This window comes from Butyricimonas faecalis, from assembly GCF_003991565.1.
GTDB lineage: Bacteria > Bacteroidota > Bacteroidia > Bacteroidales > Marinifilaceae > Butyricimonas > Butyricimonas faecalis.
This window is the reverse complement of sequence record NZ_CP032819.1, coordinates 3129896-3147026: the sequence shown is the minus strand read 5'-3', so window position 1 is coordinate 3147026 and position 17131 is coordinate 3129896. Positions and strand designations below refer to the sequence as shown.

Here is a 17131-nt window from a genome sequence, read left to right as displayed (position 1 = left end):
AGCGGAAGTTTCAAATTAACTTTCGCTCTTTCAAGTTCAAATAACTATTGATACTATTCACCGTCAGAGATTCCGGTTTAGAAAGAATAACCCGAATACCAAGTTGGCTTAATTCACGTACCATTTGCCGTTTCTCCGTGGCAAATCCCGCTGCAATGGTTTCAAAATACGCATCCTTCAAATTACGGACGGGACGCTCCAAAGCCTTATTCAATTCCGAATTTTCGAATAAAATGACCAACACGAGATGTCGGGCAGCCAAACGCTGTAATGCAGGCAAATGACGTCGTAACCCCGATACGGTATCAAAATTGGTAAACAGGATCAGCAAACTCCGGGTCGGGACTTGTCGATTCACCGCTACGTACAATTTCTCGAAATCCGTCTCTTGATAGTGTGTCTCCAAACGATACAAAGCCTCGCTTATCCGATTTAACTGTCCAACCCGGTTATCGGCTTTCACGCAATTCCGGGAATTATTCGAGAACGTAATCAAACCGGCCCGATCCCCTTTTTTCAATATAATATTCGACAACGTCAAGATCGTATTTATGGCATGATCCAGCATCGTCATGTTATTAAAGGGCGATTGCATCGTGCGCCCCTTATCCACCAGGCAATAAATCTGTTGTGATCGCTCTTCCGTGTAGGTATTCACCATCAAATGATTATATTTCGCCGTGGCCTTCCAATTTACCGTACGGGGATCATCCCCCGTCACGTAAGGCTTGATCTGCTCGAAGGCCATGTTACCGCCAAGAGCCCGGGTACGGATGCCCCCATTCTCCGGATGGTAATTCCCGTAAGCCATCAACTCATAACGATGCATCATCATGAACGAAGGATAAACGGCAACATCCTGATCCGCCCGAAAAGAATAACGCCTTTCTACCAACCCGAAACGCACGGACACGAATACCCGAATCTTCCCGAAATTATAAGCACCTCGTTTCGTAGGACGTAACGTGTAATGAATCTCCTGCTGCTCCCCGGCATTCACCTTCCGCCGGAACAAGACATTCCGGTTTTGGAATTCCACCGGAATCTCGTCAATCACACGCAGACAAGTACTCACCGGATAACGATTCCTCACGACCAGACTAACCGGGTTTTCTTCCCCGTTAGACAATTTATCCGCCACCACCCGCAAGGCGTCAATTCCGTCCACTCGCCTGTACAACTCGAATAACTCCACGAACAACAGCAATAGAACAGCCAGCAATGCCCCCGTAACCCAGATGAAAAGCAACGGGAAAACGTAGGCCATTACAAAAGCGAATATTCCCAACATCAACATCAGGAAAAAACGACGGGATAAATATGTATCTTTAAGTATTCGCACTACCTTGGAACTTCTATTTTAGACACGATCTGCTGTATCACCTGATCAACGGTCACACCCTCCAACTCCTTCTCGGAAGAAAGTTGCACCCGGTGTCGTAAGACCGGATTAACCAAATACAAAACATCGTCCGGAACAACAAAATCCCGTCCTTGAATAGCTGCAAAAGCCTTGGCCCCGTTCATCAAAGCGATCGATGCACGGGGAGACGCTCCCAGGTAAAGCCAACCACTTTTACGAGTAGCCCCCACGATATTCACGATAAAGGATTTTATTTTCGGATCCACGCGCACTTGAGCCACCTGCGTCCTCAACTTCTTCAAAGCCTCCACGCTCAACACGGGTTTCAACTCCTGCCAGCGAGCAATAGCCCCGTGATCATGCAGTTCAAGCACCTCGATCTCTTCCTCCACGGAAGGATAAGTCACGTTAATCTTAAACAGGAAACGATCCAGCTGAGCCTCGGGCAAACGATAAGTTCCTTCATGCTCTATCGGATTTTGCGTCCCCACCACCACGAAAGGATAATCCATCCGGTATTCCACCCCGTCATTCGTAATTTGCCTTTCCTCCATCACTTCGAACAAAGCCGCCTGCGTCTTTGCCGGAGCCCGGTTAATCTCGTCCACCAACACGATATTCGAGAAAATAGGCCCTTTCCGGTATTCAAAACGTCCGGTTGCCGGAAGAAAAACAGAGGTTCCTAAAATATCACTCGGCATCAAGTCCGGCGTAAACTGAATCCGGTTAAAAGTAACATCCAGCATCCGGGCCATAACCTTTGCCATCAACGTCTTGGCAATTCCCGGAACACCCTCGATCAAAATATGCCCGTCGGCCAACATTGCCGTCAACAGCAGGTCTGCCACTTCCCTTTGACCGACAATCACTTTCCCCATCCCTTCCCGAACCTGGGTGATCTTCTCGTTTAAATCCGTGAAATCTATCCTGGACTCAAAATTTATTTGATCTTCCATAATCTATTTAGCTTTTAGTTTTAAACAATTCTATATATTTCACCAACTCCCGCAACTGATCTTCATCCACATGCTCGGCCTTCCGAATCCGGATAATCAAAAAAATCAAGCTCTCCACACTGACCCGAGCAACTCCCGATCGTTCCGACAACAAATCTATAAAAGAACGATCCAGTTCCTCCGTGCGTAGTTTATAATAATAACGGACCTCTTCCAGAAAACTATTAATCCGTTTATTCGCAATAGCCGCATGATCCCGCTGCTTGTAGTACAGAGAACTCACAACCGACACGAACTCCAACGTCCGGTTTTCCAAAGGACGAATCACCGGTATCGGACGCTGCTCTCGTTTCGTCCGGAACAAAACGTATAGTATTGTCCCCAATATCAACAGGATATATGCCCACTTCAACGCAGGATACCTGAATATCACCCGAAAAAGAGTCCGTTGTCCCTCGGCCCCGGATTTCAGGTATTCATCCCACACCACATTCGTATCCGGGGGAAGAAACGAGAGAGCCCTCTGGTAATAATCCCCGTTCACCGAATCCAACAAGAAGAAATTCGTGAATGCCATCGGGTTCGAATGTAGATAGATACCCCCCTCCCCGTAATTCACCCGGATGAAATTAGGATTTTTGATCGTATCGACATATCCTAGAACCTCTCCGTCAAAAGATTCCTGCAGTTCAAAACAATAATGAGTCTGTTTGAAAGGATAACCTTTATCTTCAAAGCCTCGCAAATAATCTTTCCCGTTCTGAACCCTTTTCATTCTTGAAACTCCCGTGTAAGAATACAATGTATCGGGAATAAACTCCGCCGACACAAAAAGCACCCCTCCTTCCTCCACTTCTTCCAACATGGCCTCCAGATCTCCCAGAGCAATACTGAAAAAGGAACTTACGAAAAAACAGGTCTTCAAGAAATAAGTTCTATCCTCACGCAATTGTTCCCGTACAGACTTCCGGGCAAAAGACACTTTCCCTTCCGGAAACAAATACGGTAGCGCATCTTTAATAATATACGTCCCGTAAGGACTTTTCTCTGTAATCGAAAAATTAGGACTCCAATCTATCGGTTGCGGTTTATTCGCCTCATATCCCGTGTAAACCGCCATAATGGCAATCACGAAAAGAATAATCAACACATTTTGTCTCCGTTTCATCCCTCCACCTCCTTCCTGAACTCCGTAAAATATCGCTTGATATTCCGATAAGCAATTTCATCCACGGGAAACTCTCCATAACAAACACAATCAAATATACGACTTATCTCCTCGAAACGATGGCTCCACGTTTCATTTCTTATCTCGTAAATATAATGCTGATTCGTTTTGGAAACCTCCCAATGAATCACCTCCTTTTTATCCAACATTTGCAACAAAGCGGAATAACTCACCCGTATTGCCAGAACGTAATCACCCTCCTGCTCCGCTTTCGCCAGCAATCGCACGAAAGAATCGGCTTCCTGCTCTCCGGTGTACTCCACGGAATCTTCCGGGGAAAAATCCGTACCCCGCTTGCGGAAAAGAAATTTATCCCTGTTCCTCACGAGCAGGTAAATAATACCCAAAGCAAAAAGCCCCAGCACAATCTTCAAAATAATATCCATGGTCTGCTTTGCCCCCTCCGAATCCTTTACCCGGAACAAACGTTCCAGAATCCAATGTTTTATCCACTCCCAAACGCTAGGTGCCTCTTCAATATTCATCGTGTAATCAAAAGCTGCATCTTTCCTGTACTTTTCCAGGAAATCAGCTTCCGGGGCTCGCAAAACATAAGAAGAATCCGGAGAGCATGAAGGCTCCCGATACTCCTCTTCCGCCCATGCCACATTACCGACACAAGCGAACATGAATAGAATAATATATTTAACTAACCTCCTCATCCGCCTTTTTCTCGGGTTGAGCCCCCAACTGGTCAATCTGGCTTAACAAAGTCGTATGTTCCATCTCTTCCAAACGGGAAAAGAAAAGCATCCCGACCCCGACAAACAAAACCGTATACAACGTGTATTGTCCCAAATAAGAGAGTAATAACGAGAACGTAATCTCATAAATATTCGGAATCTCCCCCGTGAAAGCCGAGGACATCATCAAGAACATGTAAGGAATGCCAAACAAGTAGGCCAGAACCCCCACCAACAAGTACATCACGACAATAAACCCAAACGTTTTCCACCAATTCCCCTTCACCATGGCCATGGACTCCGTGATAATCTTTCCCAATCCATTATCCCTTAATATCAGTAAATAAGATCCGAAAGTAAACGAAATCCCAATATATATTCCGGGAACAAACAGAAACAAAAAACCGATAAAAACAACCAAGCCACAGAAAACAGACCACATAAGATACACGCCGAGCTTCTTCAACATGACTCCCAAAACCTCGCCAATCGTAATCCGCTCCTCAATCCCCGCCTGATAATGATCCCAGTAAACCCGCAAATAAGAAATAGCAAACAACTGTACCCACATCATCAGCAGCATTCCAAATAATGACGTGAACAAGGTCCGTAACATCATATCCCCAAAATTATTCACTTCATAATAAGCCTCCGGATGCAGAGACATATCAAAAGCTCCCATCAACAGATCCTTCATGAAAAAAAGCATCAGCAAAATCAAGGGGAACCCGATCACGGCAAAAGCCCGGATAAAAGGAACAAACTCCTGTTTCATGAAATTAATCGTCACGGTAATCAAATCCGAAAAAGAACGCTGCACACTTAAATTAATCTTTTCCATTGGTCTCTGTTTTATGTAAATAATAAGGATAAACAACAAAATACCCGACAACGCCTCCCAGTGAAAGGAGGATTGCCACGGCCCCCACCACGGGATAAACATCGGCATAACGCGTGATGAAACTTTCAATCCACCCCGCGATAATAAAAAACGGAATCAACCCGGTAACGATCTTTATACCCCGCAAAGCCCCATTCCGAAACGAATGCGAACGCTTATACGTTCCCGGAAACAAAAAACTATTCCCCATCACCAGTCCCGCTCCCCCGGCTATAATAATCGATGTTATCTCAAACGTCCCATGCGCCCACACGGACATCACCGAATGCAACAACAAACCATGCTGGAAAAAGAAGTACTGGAAAGCTCCCAGCATAACCCCGTTCGTGAAAAGGATCCATAACGTCCCCGCGGAAAAAAAGATACCGAAAACAAACGCCACGAAAGCCACCTTAATATTATTTGCAGTAATCATAAAGAACATATTCACCTCATCCGAAGATGAATAAATCCCCATCGGAGTCCCTTTCTCAATATTTTCCAACGTCTCGTCCACGTAAGCATCACCAAGAATCAACCGAACGAAAGTATCGTCTTTCGCCGTAGAGAAAACCCCGATCAATGCTGCAAACAACAAGAAAAGGAAAGCAAACAACAAGGTCCGCCTCTCCCGATAGAGCAACAAGGGGAATTCCCGTACCCAAAAAGAAAGAACTCCCTTTTTCTCCGATCGCTCCTGCCCGTAAATATTGATCTGGTAAACAGAAATCAACTGATTCAGATACTTCACCACATCACTGCCCGGATAAAACGTCTTCGCGTAAGAGAGATCATCGGAAAGAATCACGTAATTAGAGGCAATAGAATCTGTATCCAGATGGCTCACATGCTCCATTTTCTCCCATTTTTCCTTATTCTGACTGACAAACCTAGCCTCTTTCATCCTAAATACCACACTTTTTTCTTGTGATAAAAATAATGTATTTATTCAAAAAAAATGTATGTTTGTAAAAATATTTATACTTATCATGAACATTTCTATTAGCACGGCCCACCACGTAGACATTGATTACACTCCCGCGGGCATTTTCGACCGCATTCTGGCAACCTTAATTGATGGAGCCTTTCAATTCGGGTTACTGCTGTTGGGGTTCATGTTTATCGACCTCCTCACCCCGGTAGACTCCCCGACTTGGTTTTTCGTCATTCTCATGGTAATCATCGCCTCCTACCATCTATTCTGCGAGATCGTATTTAACGGTCGTAGTCTCGGTAAATACGCCATGCGCATCCAAGTCGTGAAACTAAACGGTAAAAAACTCACGTTTTGGGATTGCATGCTCCGTTGGGTATTCCGTCTGGTGGATATTTCCATATCAAGCGGTGCCGTGGCTCTCGTCTCAATCATCGCCTCCAAACGAATGCAAAGGCTTGGTGATATGGCAGCTGGAACCACGGTCATCAAACTCGAAAAAGAGGTCACGTTAAAACAAATCAGTGAATTCGAAGCCCCCGAAGAGTATCAAGTTGTCTTTCAGCAAGCCGCTCTCTTATCCGACAAAGACATCAAGATCATCAAGGACGTACTGCGAGAAGTTCTCAAAAACAACAATTATGCCCTACTGGCCCCTCTCTCCAAAAAGATTAAAGAAGTAACAGGAATTGAAACATCCATGATTCCACTGGAATTCGTGGAAACCATCTTAAAAGATCACTCACACTTGGCAAATAATTAGCTGAAAGTTTTCACTTTCAGCCATTAATCTTTACTGTTTTCATCTCTTTCAGAACATCTTCCAACAACTGAGATGTTCCGATTCTGAAATAAGCAGGCGTAAGCCATTGCTCGCCTAAAATATGTTTCACAATCGTAAGGTAACGAATCGCATTTTGAATCTTGGTGATACCTCCGGCCACCTTAATTCCAACCATCTTCCCGGTCTGTGCGTGGAATTGACGTAAAGCCTCGCAAATCACGTAAACGGTCTCTGGAGTGGCATTTACCGGAACCTTCCCGGTAGACGTTTTAACAAAATCAGCCCCCGCGTAAGCACTAATCAACGAGGCATTGAACACACTCTCGATAGTTTTCAATTCGCCCGTTTCCAAAATTACCTTCAAAACAACCCCCGCACAAGCCTCGCGGATAGCGACCAACTCTTTATATACCTTCTCGTAATTACACTCCAAAACATCTCCCACGGAAATCACAACGTCCACCTCATCCGCTCCAGCCGCAATTGCCGCCTTACATTCGGCCAACTTCACGTCCAAAAATGTCTGTGCTGCCGGAAAACAAGCTCCCACGACCGTCGTTTTAATCGGAGTCCCGACCAGACATTCCTTCACGAGAGAAGTGAAGCGGGGAAACACACATACGGATGCCACATCCGGCAAGGTGTTCTTTTTCAATTTTTTCAGCAATTCAGAAACAAAAGTCACAATCGATTTCTCCGTATCCGTCACCTTCAACGAAGTATAATCCATACATGAAATACACAATTCAAAATTCTCATTACAATAAGCCGGAGCAATTTCTTTCTCGATCACCCCATCCAACTCAAATTCGATCCGATCCTCTAAATTCAAATACCCGTAAAGAGCCAATGCATCCAATACATTTTCCATATACATCATTTTATTAATTGGCTATCCCCCATTCCTGTCTCCATATTTAATACGAAAAAAATACACGACAGGTTATTCTTTTACACCCACTAAATTCCGTCATCCCCTTTTTAGCCTAGGCAAAATTACACAATGTTTGCGAAGTTTTAAAGTAAATCTCAATCAAAATATTTACTTTTGCCTGCGCTATTAACACACAACAACTTACTTATCAACTGTACCCATATCATGTTCCTTATCTATCAACTCTCAAAAATTTCCCCAACAAAAATTATTACAATTCCATTCTCCAAAGTTTAAAACTTCGTATCGCCACCTCTCAAGTCAATACTTTACAATATCCTCATTTACTTCAAATTCGTTGTTTATTGTATTTTCAATATTCATAAAACATGACATTAAAGTTTTAAGGCAAATATAGGAAAAAAGTAGATAAGTATTGAAAACAAACTTATCTACTTCATATTTATAGTAAAATATTATAACATGAATGAACAAATACTAGAAAAAAAATACGAAATAAGCTATTAAATACACATTGCAAATGGTAATACAAGAAAAATATTAACAACTCCTTGAAAGGACAAAATAGAATTAAAATTCCATGAAAAGATATTGTAAAATAAGAAAATTAAATACACTACAAAATGAAAAATGACAAATTTAAAATAGGGCTTGATGCAGTCAAATTATGTTTTACAGATGAGAGGGAAAATGTGTTATTTGAACGCCTATTGAATGGTAGTAATATACTATGGTGGGGTGAGGGAAATGAGGCTAATTTTTATACATTTCGGATAGAAAAAGAAAGTGATGAGGATGTACAAATAGTTAATATTGAAATTCCAGATAATGATAAAACATTTTTATTGGGTACTTTATCTGTTCATAGGAAGAAAGAAAAAGGGAAATATCATGGAATGATATTTTTGAATATAGAAAACAATGCACTATATACAATGTTACGTCATTATTTACCTTATGTATTGAGCTGTTTTCATATAAAATTTAATAATATAACGTTAATTACTCCTGCATTGACTACCACTCGTAACTACATTTATCAAGTACAACGGATGCGAAAAGATATAAGTTTCGATATGATATATAATGGCAAAAAAAATAACTAATCCCAATCAAACAATTAAAGATTGGGTGATTGCGAAAGGTTGTAGTAGAAATGAGATACATAAAATTCCTACCTTGTATTTCGGTCAAATCAAAGATAATGGTATAAAAATACGTATGTATGATAAAGATAGAGAATTGAAAGAGCATTCCCCCGAAAAACGACCTGTAATTAATAGTTGGTTAGGGTTCAATTATGATAAACTTTATCGAATTGAAGCTGAAATTACAAATGTTAGTATGCGAGAATTATGTGCAATTCTTAATAATTTTGATATAGATTATTTTCATGATGATAGAATACTATCATTTCTTTTTGATGAAAAGTTTTTATTTCAACTTTTAAATATGGCATTGCATAAAGTTGTTTATTGGAGGGAAAATGAAAATGTAATAGACTTATTGGATTTGTAAGTATATAAACAATATACCTGCGAGAGGAGATTTTGCAATATAAGACATTGAAAATAAATACAATATCCTCTCCAACCATTTGAAATGATTGAAGGGGATATTTTTATAGATTAAATTCTTTCTTTATTCTCTGTATTGTTGCCGTTCCTTTTCCCGTTAATTTAGCCACATTACGCACGCTTATACCCTTTTTCAATAAAGATATAGCCTCTTTATATTCTTCTTTTTTCATATCTAATGTTTTTATTGAACCCGCTTTTCGTCCTAGTTTTCCACCATTTTTGATGTACAAATCTCTACCGCTGTTCAAACGAAATTTAATATTTTCTCTTTCTAATTCGGCACAAGTACTTAATGTAGCAATCATCACAGGGGCAAATATAGATGGTTTCCCCTCATCGTTCAATAAACTAAATTGCTCTTTTTGTATATAAAGATTAATACAATTATCAATTAAAAACTTAACTGTTGAAAGTACTTCAAAAGCATTTCTTCCAAGTCTTGATAACTCCGAAACTAATAATACGTCAATATTATTATCCTTGCAATAATTTAAACATTCCGTTAGCACAGGACGGTCAACGTTACGTTTTCCACCACTTATTTTTTCCTCGAATATTTCTATTATATTATGTTCGGAATATTCTGCATATCTTGTTAAATCGACGACTTGACGGTCGGTATTTTGGCGGTCTGTAATTGAACTTACTCGTGCGTATATAACTGCTTTTTTCATATACTATCTTTATTTCATTTTTCAACAAAACAAAGATAGGTATTTTTAGTATACTATCAAAATAATCTTTGATAAAAATGATAACAAAAATATAATGTAATCAACAAACAAAAATAGATTTATTTGATTACACTATATATTTGATTACACAACAATAATTGAGTCTACGAAGTATCAAAATGTGATACTTAATAATATCATTCTTTGACACATTACTATCAACTTGCTTTATCTGAATCGTGTGTATTTGGAGAGATTAATTTATTGACAGATTCGCCTAATTTATCACACAATTTTTTGACGTTTTCCAAATCTTTTAGTGACACTTTTCTATCTCTTTCTTCTACATATTTGTTGAAAATTTCTTCTATAGCCTCACCAAGCTGTTTATAAGTATATTCAGAATAGTCTATAGATTCTTTCTTTTGTAATTTCTCGAAAATTGTTAAATTTTTTGATTTTGGACGTGCCATAATATTAAATTTTAAAGTTAACACGACAAATATATAACTTATTTATTTATCAAACAAACAGTTTATCATGTGTATTACAGAGTGTTTATTTCTAATTTAAAGAAAACATTTTTTAATATAATTATATTATTATTAGACCGTAATTTTATCTACTACATTAAATTTGTAGCTCTTTATTGACACGTCATTTATAGTGTATCCTTTCTCTCACAAATTGAGTACATTCTATCTTATTTACCATATGTCTGTTTGACGTGTATTTTTTTACAAAATTTTTTCTGATAGAGAAACAAACTTATCTACTTATTGATATTTATTAAAAAAACTTATGAATGAGATTACTAAACACAAAATAAGTCTAAAAATGAAAAACAAGAAAAAAACGGCAACACACAGAAAACACATAAAAGAGGCTCTAAGAAATCAACAAAAAAGTAATGAACACAAAAAGGCGATATCAAAAGCTATGAAAAAGTTTTGGCAGGAAAAGAAAAGGAGTTAAATTTTCTTTTTTTCTTTTCTTTGCTTTTTCACCTCCTCATCCGTAATCCACTCTCCGTCTGTAGTTTTTCCAATAAAATCATTTTCGCTTGGAATTTCCATGGCTAATTCTTCACAAATAGAGTCAAAAGTTATTATATCCAATTTTCTTTTTATATCAACATATTCTTGTTCTATTTGTTTATTTTCTTGAGTCAATAAAACATTTTTTTGAGCTAATTCAACAACTTCTCTAATCATATTGTCAGCATTATTAGTAGTACTAGTAGCCTTATTTGATTCTTTTGAGAGTATTTTCTCTGTAACATCATGTGATGTTTGTTTATCATATACATCAAAACTACTTCCATTACTATGCCCCGTTATTTTAACTAAATCTTCCTTAGTATACCCTTTTTTTAGCATATTTGTAATGTAACTTCTGCGAGCTGTATGCGTACCTATCATTTCATATTTATATTTTCTTTCTATAACATTCCCCCCTTTTCGTTGTACATTCTTTAATATTACATCTACAATCTTTGCTTTTTTCGCTATTATTTTCAATACTTGCGTTGCAAGTGACGAGCTTTTTTCGAGGAAATCAATCTGAAAATTATATTTTTTCAAAATATTAATCGCTAATTCATTAAAAACAGGTATTTCAACTAATTTTCCCGTTTTACTTTGAATTAATTTTATTCTTATACCACTATCTTCTATTTTTAAGCTTTCCCGTCTAAAATTACACATATCAGAATATCGCTGTCCGGTCCAGCATTGTAATACGAATACATCTCTCACTCGCTCTTCTTTACCACTCAAATTCAAATCATAAATTCTTCTAATTTCATTCTCATCCAAATAAACTTGCACATTATCACCCTTTTTTTTCGGTAATTTATAATGCAATATTTTATCATTCAAATATTCACATCCACGTAAAATAATTCTTAATTGATTAATCCTATCACGAATAGTATTTATTGCTAATGTTGTTCCTGCCAAAGTACGTCTATTGAATAAATAATCGATATAATTAACAAACACATTATAATCTAAATCTTCAAATACATTCAATTTAATATTATTTGTCATTAGATAGTCTTCAAACACATTAATACCTTCATTATACCTTTCTTTAGAAGACTCCTTTAGATTATTAGACTCTCTAACATAACGTCTCATTTGCAATACAGGAGGTAGTTTTTTGGATACTTTCATATCGTTGTAAAAAAATTTTTTCAAAACAAATTCAATACATTTTATGCTTTCCGGATTTTCACAAAGATATAATTTTAGTCGTTCAAAAACATTTTGCTGCCGTAATATTTTTTGATTTACGATATTATTATTCATGTTATCAAGCGGGGTTAACACTTCGCTTATGTATGCACGATTAAGTCTTTTGTTCCACTGTTCAACGTATATTTTTATTCGTAAACTCAATTTTATGCGAAAATCACCCAAACTATAAATCACATAAAGAGTACCTAATCCATTTTTATCCACATTGCGAATGTGAAATTTTTGGTGCAGATTATCAACAAAAAACTGTTTATCCATAATTTTCTCAAATTTGCAAACACATTTATCAATCAAACATTTATACAAATTACTGTTCCATGAAACTGTTCCATGAAACTGTTCCACCCGTGATAAAAAAGAAAAGATACGAGTACAATAATTTTAGCTAAACTACTGATAAACAGATATTGTTCATTTTTAAGTCAACCTCGCAAATTATTCAATCAAAATATTTACTTTTGAAAAGCGAAAACTCGTGATCAAAATTTAATAACAAACAATAAACTCTATATAATGGCAACAAAGTCAGAAGAGCAAACACCGCTTATGCAACAATATTATTCGGCAAAAGCTAAATTCCCCGATGCAATTTTATTATATCGAATGGGTGACTTTTACGAAACTTTCGGTGAAGATGCCATTCTTACGTCCAAGATATTAGGCATCACGCTCACCAAACGTTCCCATGGCTCTCCGGGAGACGTGGAGCTTGCCGGTTTCCCCTATCACGCCATCGACACGTATCTGCCCAAATTGGTACGTGCGGGACAACGGGTAGCCATCTGTGAACAACTGGAAGACCCGAAAAAGACGAAAAAACTGGTAAAAAGAGGAGTCATTGAACTCGTTACCCCCGGGGTTTCCTATAATGAAAACACCATCGACAACAAAAACAACGTCTTTTTGGCTGCCGTGTATTTCACAAAAACCAAAGCCGGATTGTCCCTGTTGGACCTTTCCACGGGAGAATTCCTAACCACAGAAGGCAGTCCCGCCACGATGGATAAAATATTAAACAGCTTCCAACCCAAGGAGGTGCTTTACCCGAAAGGTTCGGAAGCCCGCTTCAACGAACTCTTCGGGACAAAATACTACACTTACCCGATCGAGGAATGGTTCTTTGAAACAGAATCCGCGGCAGATCGTCTCAAAAAGCATTTTGAAGTATCGTCGCTAAAGGGATTCGGTATTGATAAAATGGACTGCGGTATTTCCGCTGCAGGTGCAATATTGTACTACCTCGACATGACAAAGCACGAACTAGTGGGACACATCACCTCGATCTCCCGCATCGACGAATCAACCTGCGTCTTGCTGGATCGCTTCACGCTGCGTAATCTTGAAATCTTGGATACCCTGCACGAAGGAGGAAGCTCCTTGGCAGACATCATCGATCGAACCATCACCCCGATGGGCTCACGCACCTTGCGTCGTTGGCTGTGTATGCCCCTGAAAAAACCGGCAGACATAAACGAACGGTTGGACATCGTGGAATGTTTCGTGCATCACGAAACGGAACGTTTGGAACTGGAACAAATTCTCCGCACCATCGGAGATCTGGAACGCCTCGCCTCCAAAATCGCTGTCGGTCGTATCTCTCCAAGAGAAATGGTTCAACTAAAAATTGCATTGCAATCCATCAAACCGTTGAAAGAGCAATGCTTATCTACCGGAAACGAAGTCCTTGCTAAATGGATGCAACAACTGGATGATTGCGAAACATTGAGCCAAAGAATAGAACATGAAGTCAAGGAAGATGCCCCCTCAATGCTCAACAAGGGAAATGTCATCGCTCCCGGAGTCAACGCCGAACTGGATGAATTGCGAGAAATCTCTTCTCACGGAAAAGAACTTCTACTAAAAATGCAACAACGTGAGATAGAGAATACTGGAATACCAACATTAAAGATCAGCTTCAACAATGTTTTCGGCTACTACATTGAAGTGACCAAAACTCACGTGAACAAAGTTCCCGATACTTGGATACGCAAACAGACCCTTGTCAACGCCGAACGTTACATCACTCCAGAGCTAAAAGAATACGAAGAAAAGATTCTCGGGGCTGAAGACCGGATTCAAGAATTAGAAAGTGACATATACAACACCCTGCTGGCAACGGCAGCCTCCTACATCAAACCGATACAGTTGGATGCCCGCGTCATCTCTCACATCGATGCTCTCATCTCGTTCGCCAACATAGCGATCACCAATGACTATCATCGACCGGAAATCAACGAATCTTTCGTGATCGATATAAAAGGAGGACGCCACCCGGTCATTGAACGCCAGTTGCCTCCGGGAGAAAACTACATCGACAACGACCTCTACCTCGATAACGACAAACAACAAATCATCATTATCACAGGGCCCAACATGGCAGGTAAATCCGCTCTTTTACGCCAGACGGCACTCATCGTGATCATGGCCCAAGCCGGATGTTTTGTCCCTGCCAAATCAGCAAAGATCGGGTATGTTGACAAAGTTTTCACCCGCGTTGGAGCGTCCGACAACATCTCTTTGGGAGAATCCACCTTCATGGTAGAGATGAACGAGGCTGCCAACATCTTGAACAACATCTCCGATCGAAGTCTTGTACTATTCGATGAACTTGGACGAGGCACCTCCACGTATGACGGTATCTCCATTGCTTGGGCTATCGTCGAATTTTTACACGAAAACTCGAAAAACAGAGCGAAGACCCTCTTTGCCACCCATTACCACGAACTGAACGAAATGGAACATTCTTATCCGAAGATCAAGAATTTCAACGTATCGGTAAAAGAGGTGAACAACAAGGTTGTATTCCTCCGCAAACTGGTGAAAGGCGGCTCCAACCACTCGTTCGGTATACAGGTCGGTAAAATGGCTGGTCTGCCACAATCCGTCATCAAACGTTCATCCGAGATATTGAAGCAACTCGAAAACGACCGGAATTCAAGTGGAGCAATACAAAAAAACGTTGCTAAAATAGGAAACGAAAGGGAAGGCATTCAACTTAGTTTCTTCCAACTGGAAGATCCCGTGCTATTACAGATTCGGGATGAAATAGCCGGACTCGACATCAACAGCCTAACCCCTCTTGAAGCATTGAATAAATTGAACGAGATAAAAAAGATAACGGGAATTTAATCCCTAAAAATTCCCGTTATTTAACTACCTCCCCTACCCCCCTCCTTACACAGGAGGGGAAACCGCTTGGCAATCAACACACCCTTGGAGCATTCTACCTTCTAATCTTTTCAATCACAACATCTTTCACCGGTCTATCGAAAGAATTTGTTTTCACCGCGGCAATCTTATCCAGTACATCCAATCCTTCAATCACCTCCCCGTACACCGTGTACTGTCCGTCCAAATGAGGAGTTCCGCCCACCGTAGTGTAAGCCTGTTTTTGCGCCTCCGTCAGCACGAACTCTTCATTCACGAACAAACTGTCACACACACGTGTTAATTTCTCCGATAACTCATTCAAAGCCTCCGAATCATTTGCCTCTTGCAAGCGGGCAAACTCATCCTTGTATTGATTCTTCAATCGCCCGTACAACGCCATCTTACGTCTTTCATTGATACTCTTTACAGTAGCCTCCAACTGCTCCGGAGAATACACGTTCCCTTGAACAATATAAAACTGCGCTCCACTGGATTTACGCTCCGGATTGGTATCGTCTCCTTCCCGTGCAGCTGCAAGCACCCCTTTCTTATGGAAATACTCCGGCACGAACTCCGCGTCTATCCGGTAATCCACGTCACCCTCGCCCAACATCACGTCCGGCCCTGCATTCTTCGACGTCGGATCTCCCCCCTGTATCATAAAATGATTAATCACCCGGTGGAACAACAAACCGTCATAAAATTTCTCATCCACCAACTTCAAAAAATTATCCCGATGCTTCGGTGTTTTATCATACAAACGAATCTTTATATCCCCGTACTCCGTGGTAATTTTCACAATCGGTTCCATTTCTTTCTTACACGAAGCGGCAAGAACCAAAATCAACAATACTCCGATAAATTTATTCATAATAACTCTTTTATTGGTTACAATTAGACTCTTTCACCACAAAAATAGAAGAAAATACTTTACTAACAATAAATTTGTTTGTATCTTGGCATGATAAACCAAAACGTTGTCAAACATGAAAACGATTCTACTATTTACACTTGTCATCCTAACGATTGCGATCTCCGGATGTCAAGATAAAAAGAAAACAAAAGACACGAAGACGCAAAAAGAAGCGGTTAACGTAGAAAACAAGGCTGTTTTTATAAAAGACACCATCCCAACAACAGAAACGGTAACGGAAAACACCGCGGTAAAAGAAGCTCCGGAATATTTCCTTATCGGTGGCTGCTTCCGCATCAAAGACAATGCAGATCGCATGTATGACAACCTACATAAAGAAGGCTATACAAATGCCATCATCATGCCTTATAGCAGGGATCTTTATCTCGTTGCCTACGAAGGATACAAAACTGAGAAAGAAGCGATTACAGCCGTGAGAAAAATTCATGAAATCCCCGGTAAAGAAGAGACTTGGATCTACCAAATAAAATAAACACAAGTAACATGAAACCCGTATTGTTCCTATCATTCGTTCTGATGTTGTCGTTCGTCGGCTGTCAACGGGATAAAATGAATTCCAAGAACCTGACCACCGTCAACGTGAAAAGAAGCCTTCCGGCCTCGATTTCGGCAAACCATGTTTCCCTTGACACCATCAAACAAAATTACTCTCAAGATGCCAACAACACAACGATCACATCAAACGTGAAGACGCTCCCTTCCCAGCAGCAAACAACAAAAAACAAGGAACGGAACAAAACATCAAAAAAACGAATACCAAAAGTTACCACATCATCGTGGCCAGCCACCCGCGGGAAAATCTAGCCGAA

Annotated in this window: 18 protein-coding genes; 7 read left to right on the top strand and 11 right to left on the bottom strand. The window is 39.9% G+C overall.

All coding sequences use genetic code 11. The annotated features are described in order from the left end of the window. Nucleotides 1-10: 10 nt before the first annotated feature. Genes D8S85_RS13440 through D8S85_RS13415 form a run of 6 tightly spaced genes read right to left on the bottom strand, consistent with a single transcriptional unit; the run spans nucleotide 11 to nucleotide 6014 of the window. On the bottom strand, nucleotides 11-1342 hold the full coding sequence (locus D8S85_RS13440) for a DUF58 domain-containing protein (protein ID WP_106481115.1): 1332 nt from the start codon (nucleotides 1340-1342) through the stop codon (nucleotides 11-13). Next, a complete protein-coding gene (locus tag D8S85_RS13435) occupies nucleotides 1342-2319 on the bottom strand; it encodes an AAA family ATPase (RefSeq protein WP_106481114.1) in 978 nt (325 codons plus the stop codon). Before D8S85_RS13435 ends, D8S85_RS13440 begins: the two co-directional genes overlap by 1 nt. A gap of 7 nt (nucleotides 2320-2326) precedes the next feature. Next, complete coding sequence (locus D8S85_RS13430; RefSeq protein WP_106481113.1) at nucleotides 2327-3487, bottom strand: hypothetical protein; 1161 nt, start codon at nucleotides 3485-3487, stop codon at nucleotides 2327-2329. Then, on the bottom strand, nucleotides 3484-4209 hold the full coding sequence (locus D8S85_RS13425; RefSeq protein ID WP_127075234.1) for a DUF4129 domain-containing protein: 726 nt from the start codon (nucleotides 4207-4209) through the stop codon (nucleotides 3484-3486). The genes D8S85_RS13430 and D8S85_RS13425 overlap by 4 nt, the downstream gene beginning before the upstream one ends. After that, the gene (locus D8S85_RS13420; protein WP_106481111.1) at nucleotides 4193-5071 is read right to left on the bottom strand and encodes a hypothetical protein; all 879 of its coding nucleotides are present in this window, start codon (nucleotides 5069-5071) and stop codon (nucleotides 4193-4195) included. The genes D8S85_RS13425 and D8S85_RS13420 overlap by 17 nt, the downstream gene beginning before the upstream one ends. Beyond that, nucleotides 5058-6014, bottom strand: a complete 957-nt coding sequence (locus tag D8S85_RS13415) for a stage II sporulation protein M (protein ID WP_127075232.1) — start codon at nucleotides 6012-6014, stop codon at nucleotides 5058-5060. The genes D8S85_RS13420 and D8S85_RS13415 overlap by 14 nt, the downstream gene beginning before the upstream one ends. Before the next feature lie 85 nt (nucleotides 6015-6099). On the opposite strand from D8S85_RS13415, the gene D8S85_RS13410 reads away from it, so the two are divergent. Then, nucleotides 6100-6807, top strand: coding sequence for an RDD family protein (locus D8S85_RS13410; RefSeq protein WP_106625104.1), 708 nt, complete (start codon nucleotides 6100-6102; stop codon nucleotides 6805-6807). 16 nt (nucleotides 6808-6823) lie between these two features. Here D8S85_RS13410 and deoC read toward each other — a convergent pair whose 3' ends face one another. After that, nucleotides 6824-7699 (bottom strand): deoxyribose-phosphate aldolase, encoded by an 876-nt coding sequence (gene deoC / locus D8S85_RS13405; protein WP_106625103.1) that lies wholly within the window; start codon nucleotides 7697-7699, stop codon nucleotides 6824-6826. Nucleotides 7700-8346: 647 nt separating this feature from the next. On the opposite strand from deoC, the gene D8S85_RS13400 reads away from it, so the two are divergent. Further along, nucleotides 8347-8829 carry a hypothetical protein gene (locus tag D8S85_RS13400; RefSeq protein ID WP_127075230.1) on the top strand — a complete coding sequence of 161 codons (483 nt, stop codon included), beginning with the start codon at nucleotides 8347-8349 and terminating at the stop codon, nucleotides 8827-8829. Further along, entirely contained in the window at nucleotides 8810-9241 is a 432-nt protein-coding gene (locus D8S85_RS13395; protein ID WP_127075228.1) for a hypothetical protein, read from the top strand. Before D8S85_RS13400 ends, D8S85_RS13395 begins: the two co-directional genes overlap by 20 nt. Nucleotides 9242-9344: 103 nt before the next feature. Here the strand turns inward: D8S85_RS13395 and D8S85_RS13390 are convergent, their stop codons facing one another. Next, a complete protein-coding gene (locus tag D8S85_RS13390; protein ID WP_106481108.1) occupies nucleotides 9345-9977 on the bottom strand; it encodes a recombinase family protein in 633 nt (210 codons plus the stop codon). A 218-nt stretch (nucleotides 9978-10195) separates the two neighbouring features. Then, nucleotides 10196-10450, bottom strand: a complete 255-nt coding sequence (locus D8S85_RS13385) for a hypothetical protein (RefSeq protein ID WP_106481107.1) — start codon at nucleotides 10448-10450, stop codon at nucleotides 10196-10198. A gap of 364 nt (nucleotides 10451-10814) precedes the next feature. Between D8S85_RS13385 and D8S85_RS21525 the strand changes: the two genes are divergently transcribed. Continuing rightward, a complete protein-coding gene (locus D8S85_RS21525; RefSeq protein WP_158641583.1) occupies nucleotides 10815-10952 on the top strand; it encodes a hypothetical protein in 138 nt (45 codons plus the stop codon). On the opposite strand, the gene D8S85_RS13380 is transcribed toward D8S85_RS21525, so the two are convergent. Beyond that, the gene (locus D8S85_RS13380; RefSeq protein WP_106481106.1) at nucleotides 10949-12496 is read right to left on the bottom strand and encodes a tyrosine-type recombinase/integrase; all 1548 of its coding nucleotides are present in this window, start codon (nucleotides 12494-12496) and stop codon (nucleotides 10949-10951) included. The two genes, D8S85_RS21525 and D8S85_RS13380, sit on opposite strands and share 4 nt — an antisense overlap. Before the next feature lie 255 nt (nucleotides 12497-12751). Here D8S85_RS13380 and mutS point away from each other — a divergent pair, with 255 nt between their 5' ends. After that, a complete protein-coding gene (mutS, locus tag D8S85_RS13375) occupies nucleotides 12752-15367 on the top strand; it encodes a DNA mismatch repair protein MutS (RefSeq protein ID WP_127075226.1) in 2616 nt (871 codons plus the stop codon). A gap of 94 nt (nucleotides 15368-15461) precedes the next feature. On the opposite strand, the gene D8S85_RS13370 is transcribed toward mutS, so the two are convergent. Next, entirely contained in the window at nucleotides 15462-16259 is a 798-nt protein-coding gene (locus D8S85_RS13370; RefSeq protein ID WP_106481104.1) for a peptidylprolyl isomerase, read from the bottom strand. 115 nt (nucleotides 16260-16374) lie between these two features. Between D8S85_RS13370 and D8S85_RS13365 the strand changes: the two genes are divergently transcribed. Both D8S85_RS13365 and D8S85_RS21520 read left to right on the top strand, forming a co-directional pair. Then, complete coding sequence (locus tag D8S85_RS13365; RefSeq protein WP_106481103.1) at nucleotides 16375-16794, top strand: SPOR domain-containing protein; 420 nt, start codon at nucleotides 16375-16377, stop codon at nucleotides 16792-16794. 11 nt (nucleotides 16795-16805) lie between these two features. After that, nucleotides 16806-17126, top strand: coding sequence for a hypothetical protein (locus D8S85_RS21520; protein WP_172726518.1), 321 nt, complete (start codon nucleotides 16806-16808; stop codon nucleotides 17124-17126). The last annotated feature ends 5 nt before the right edge of the window (nucleotides 17127-17131 follow it).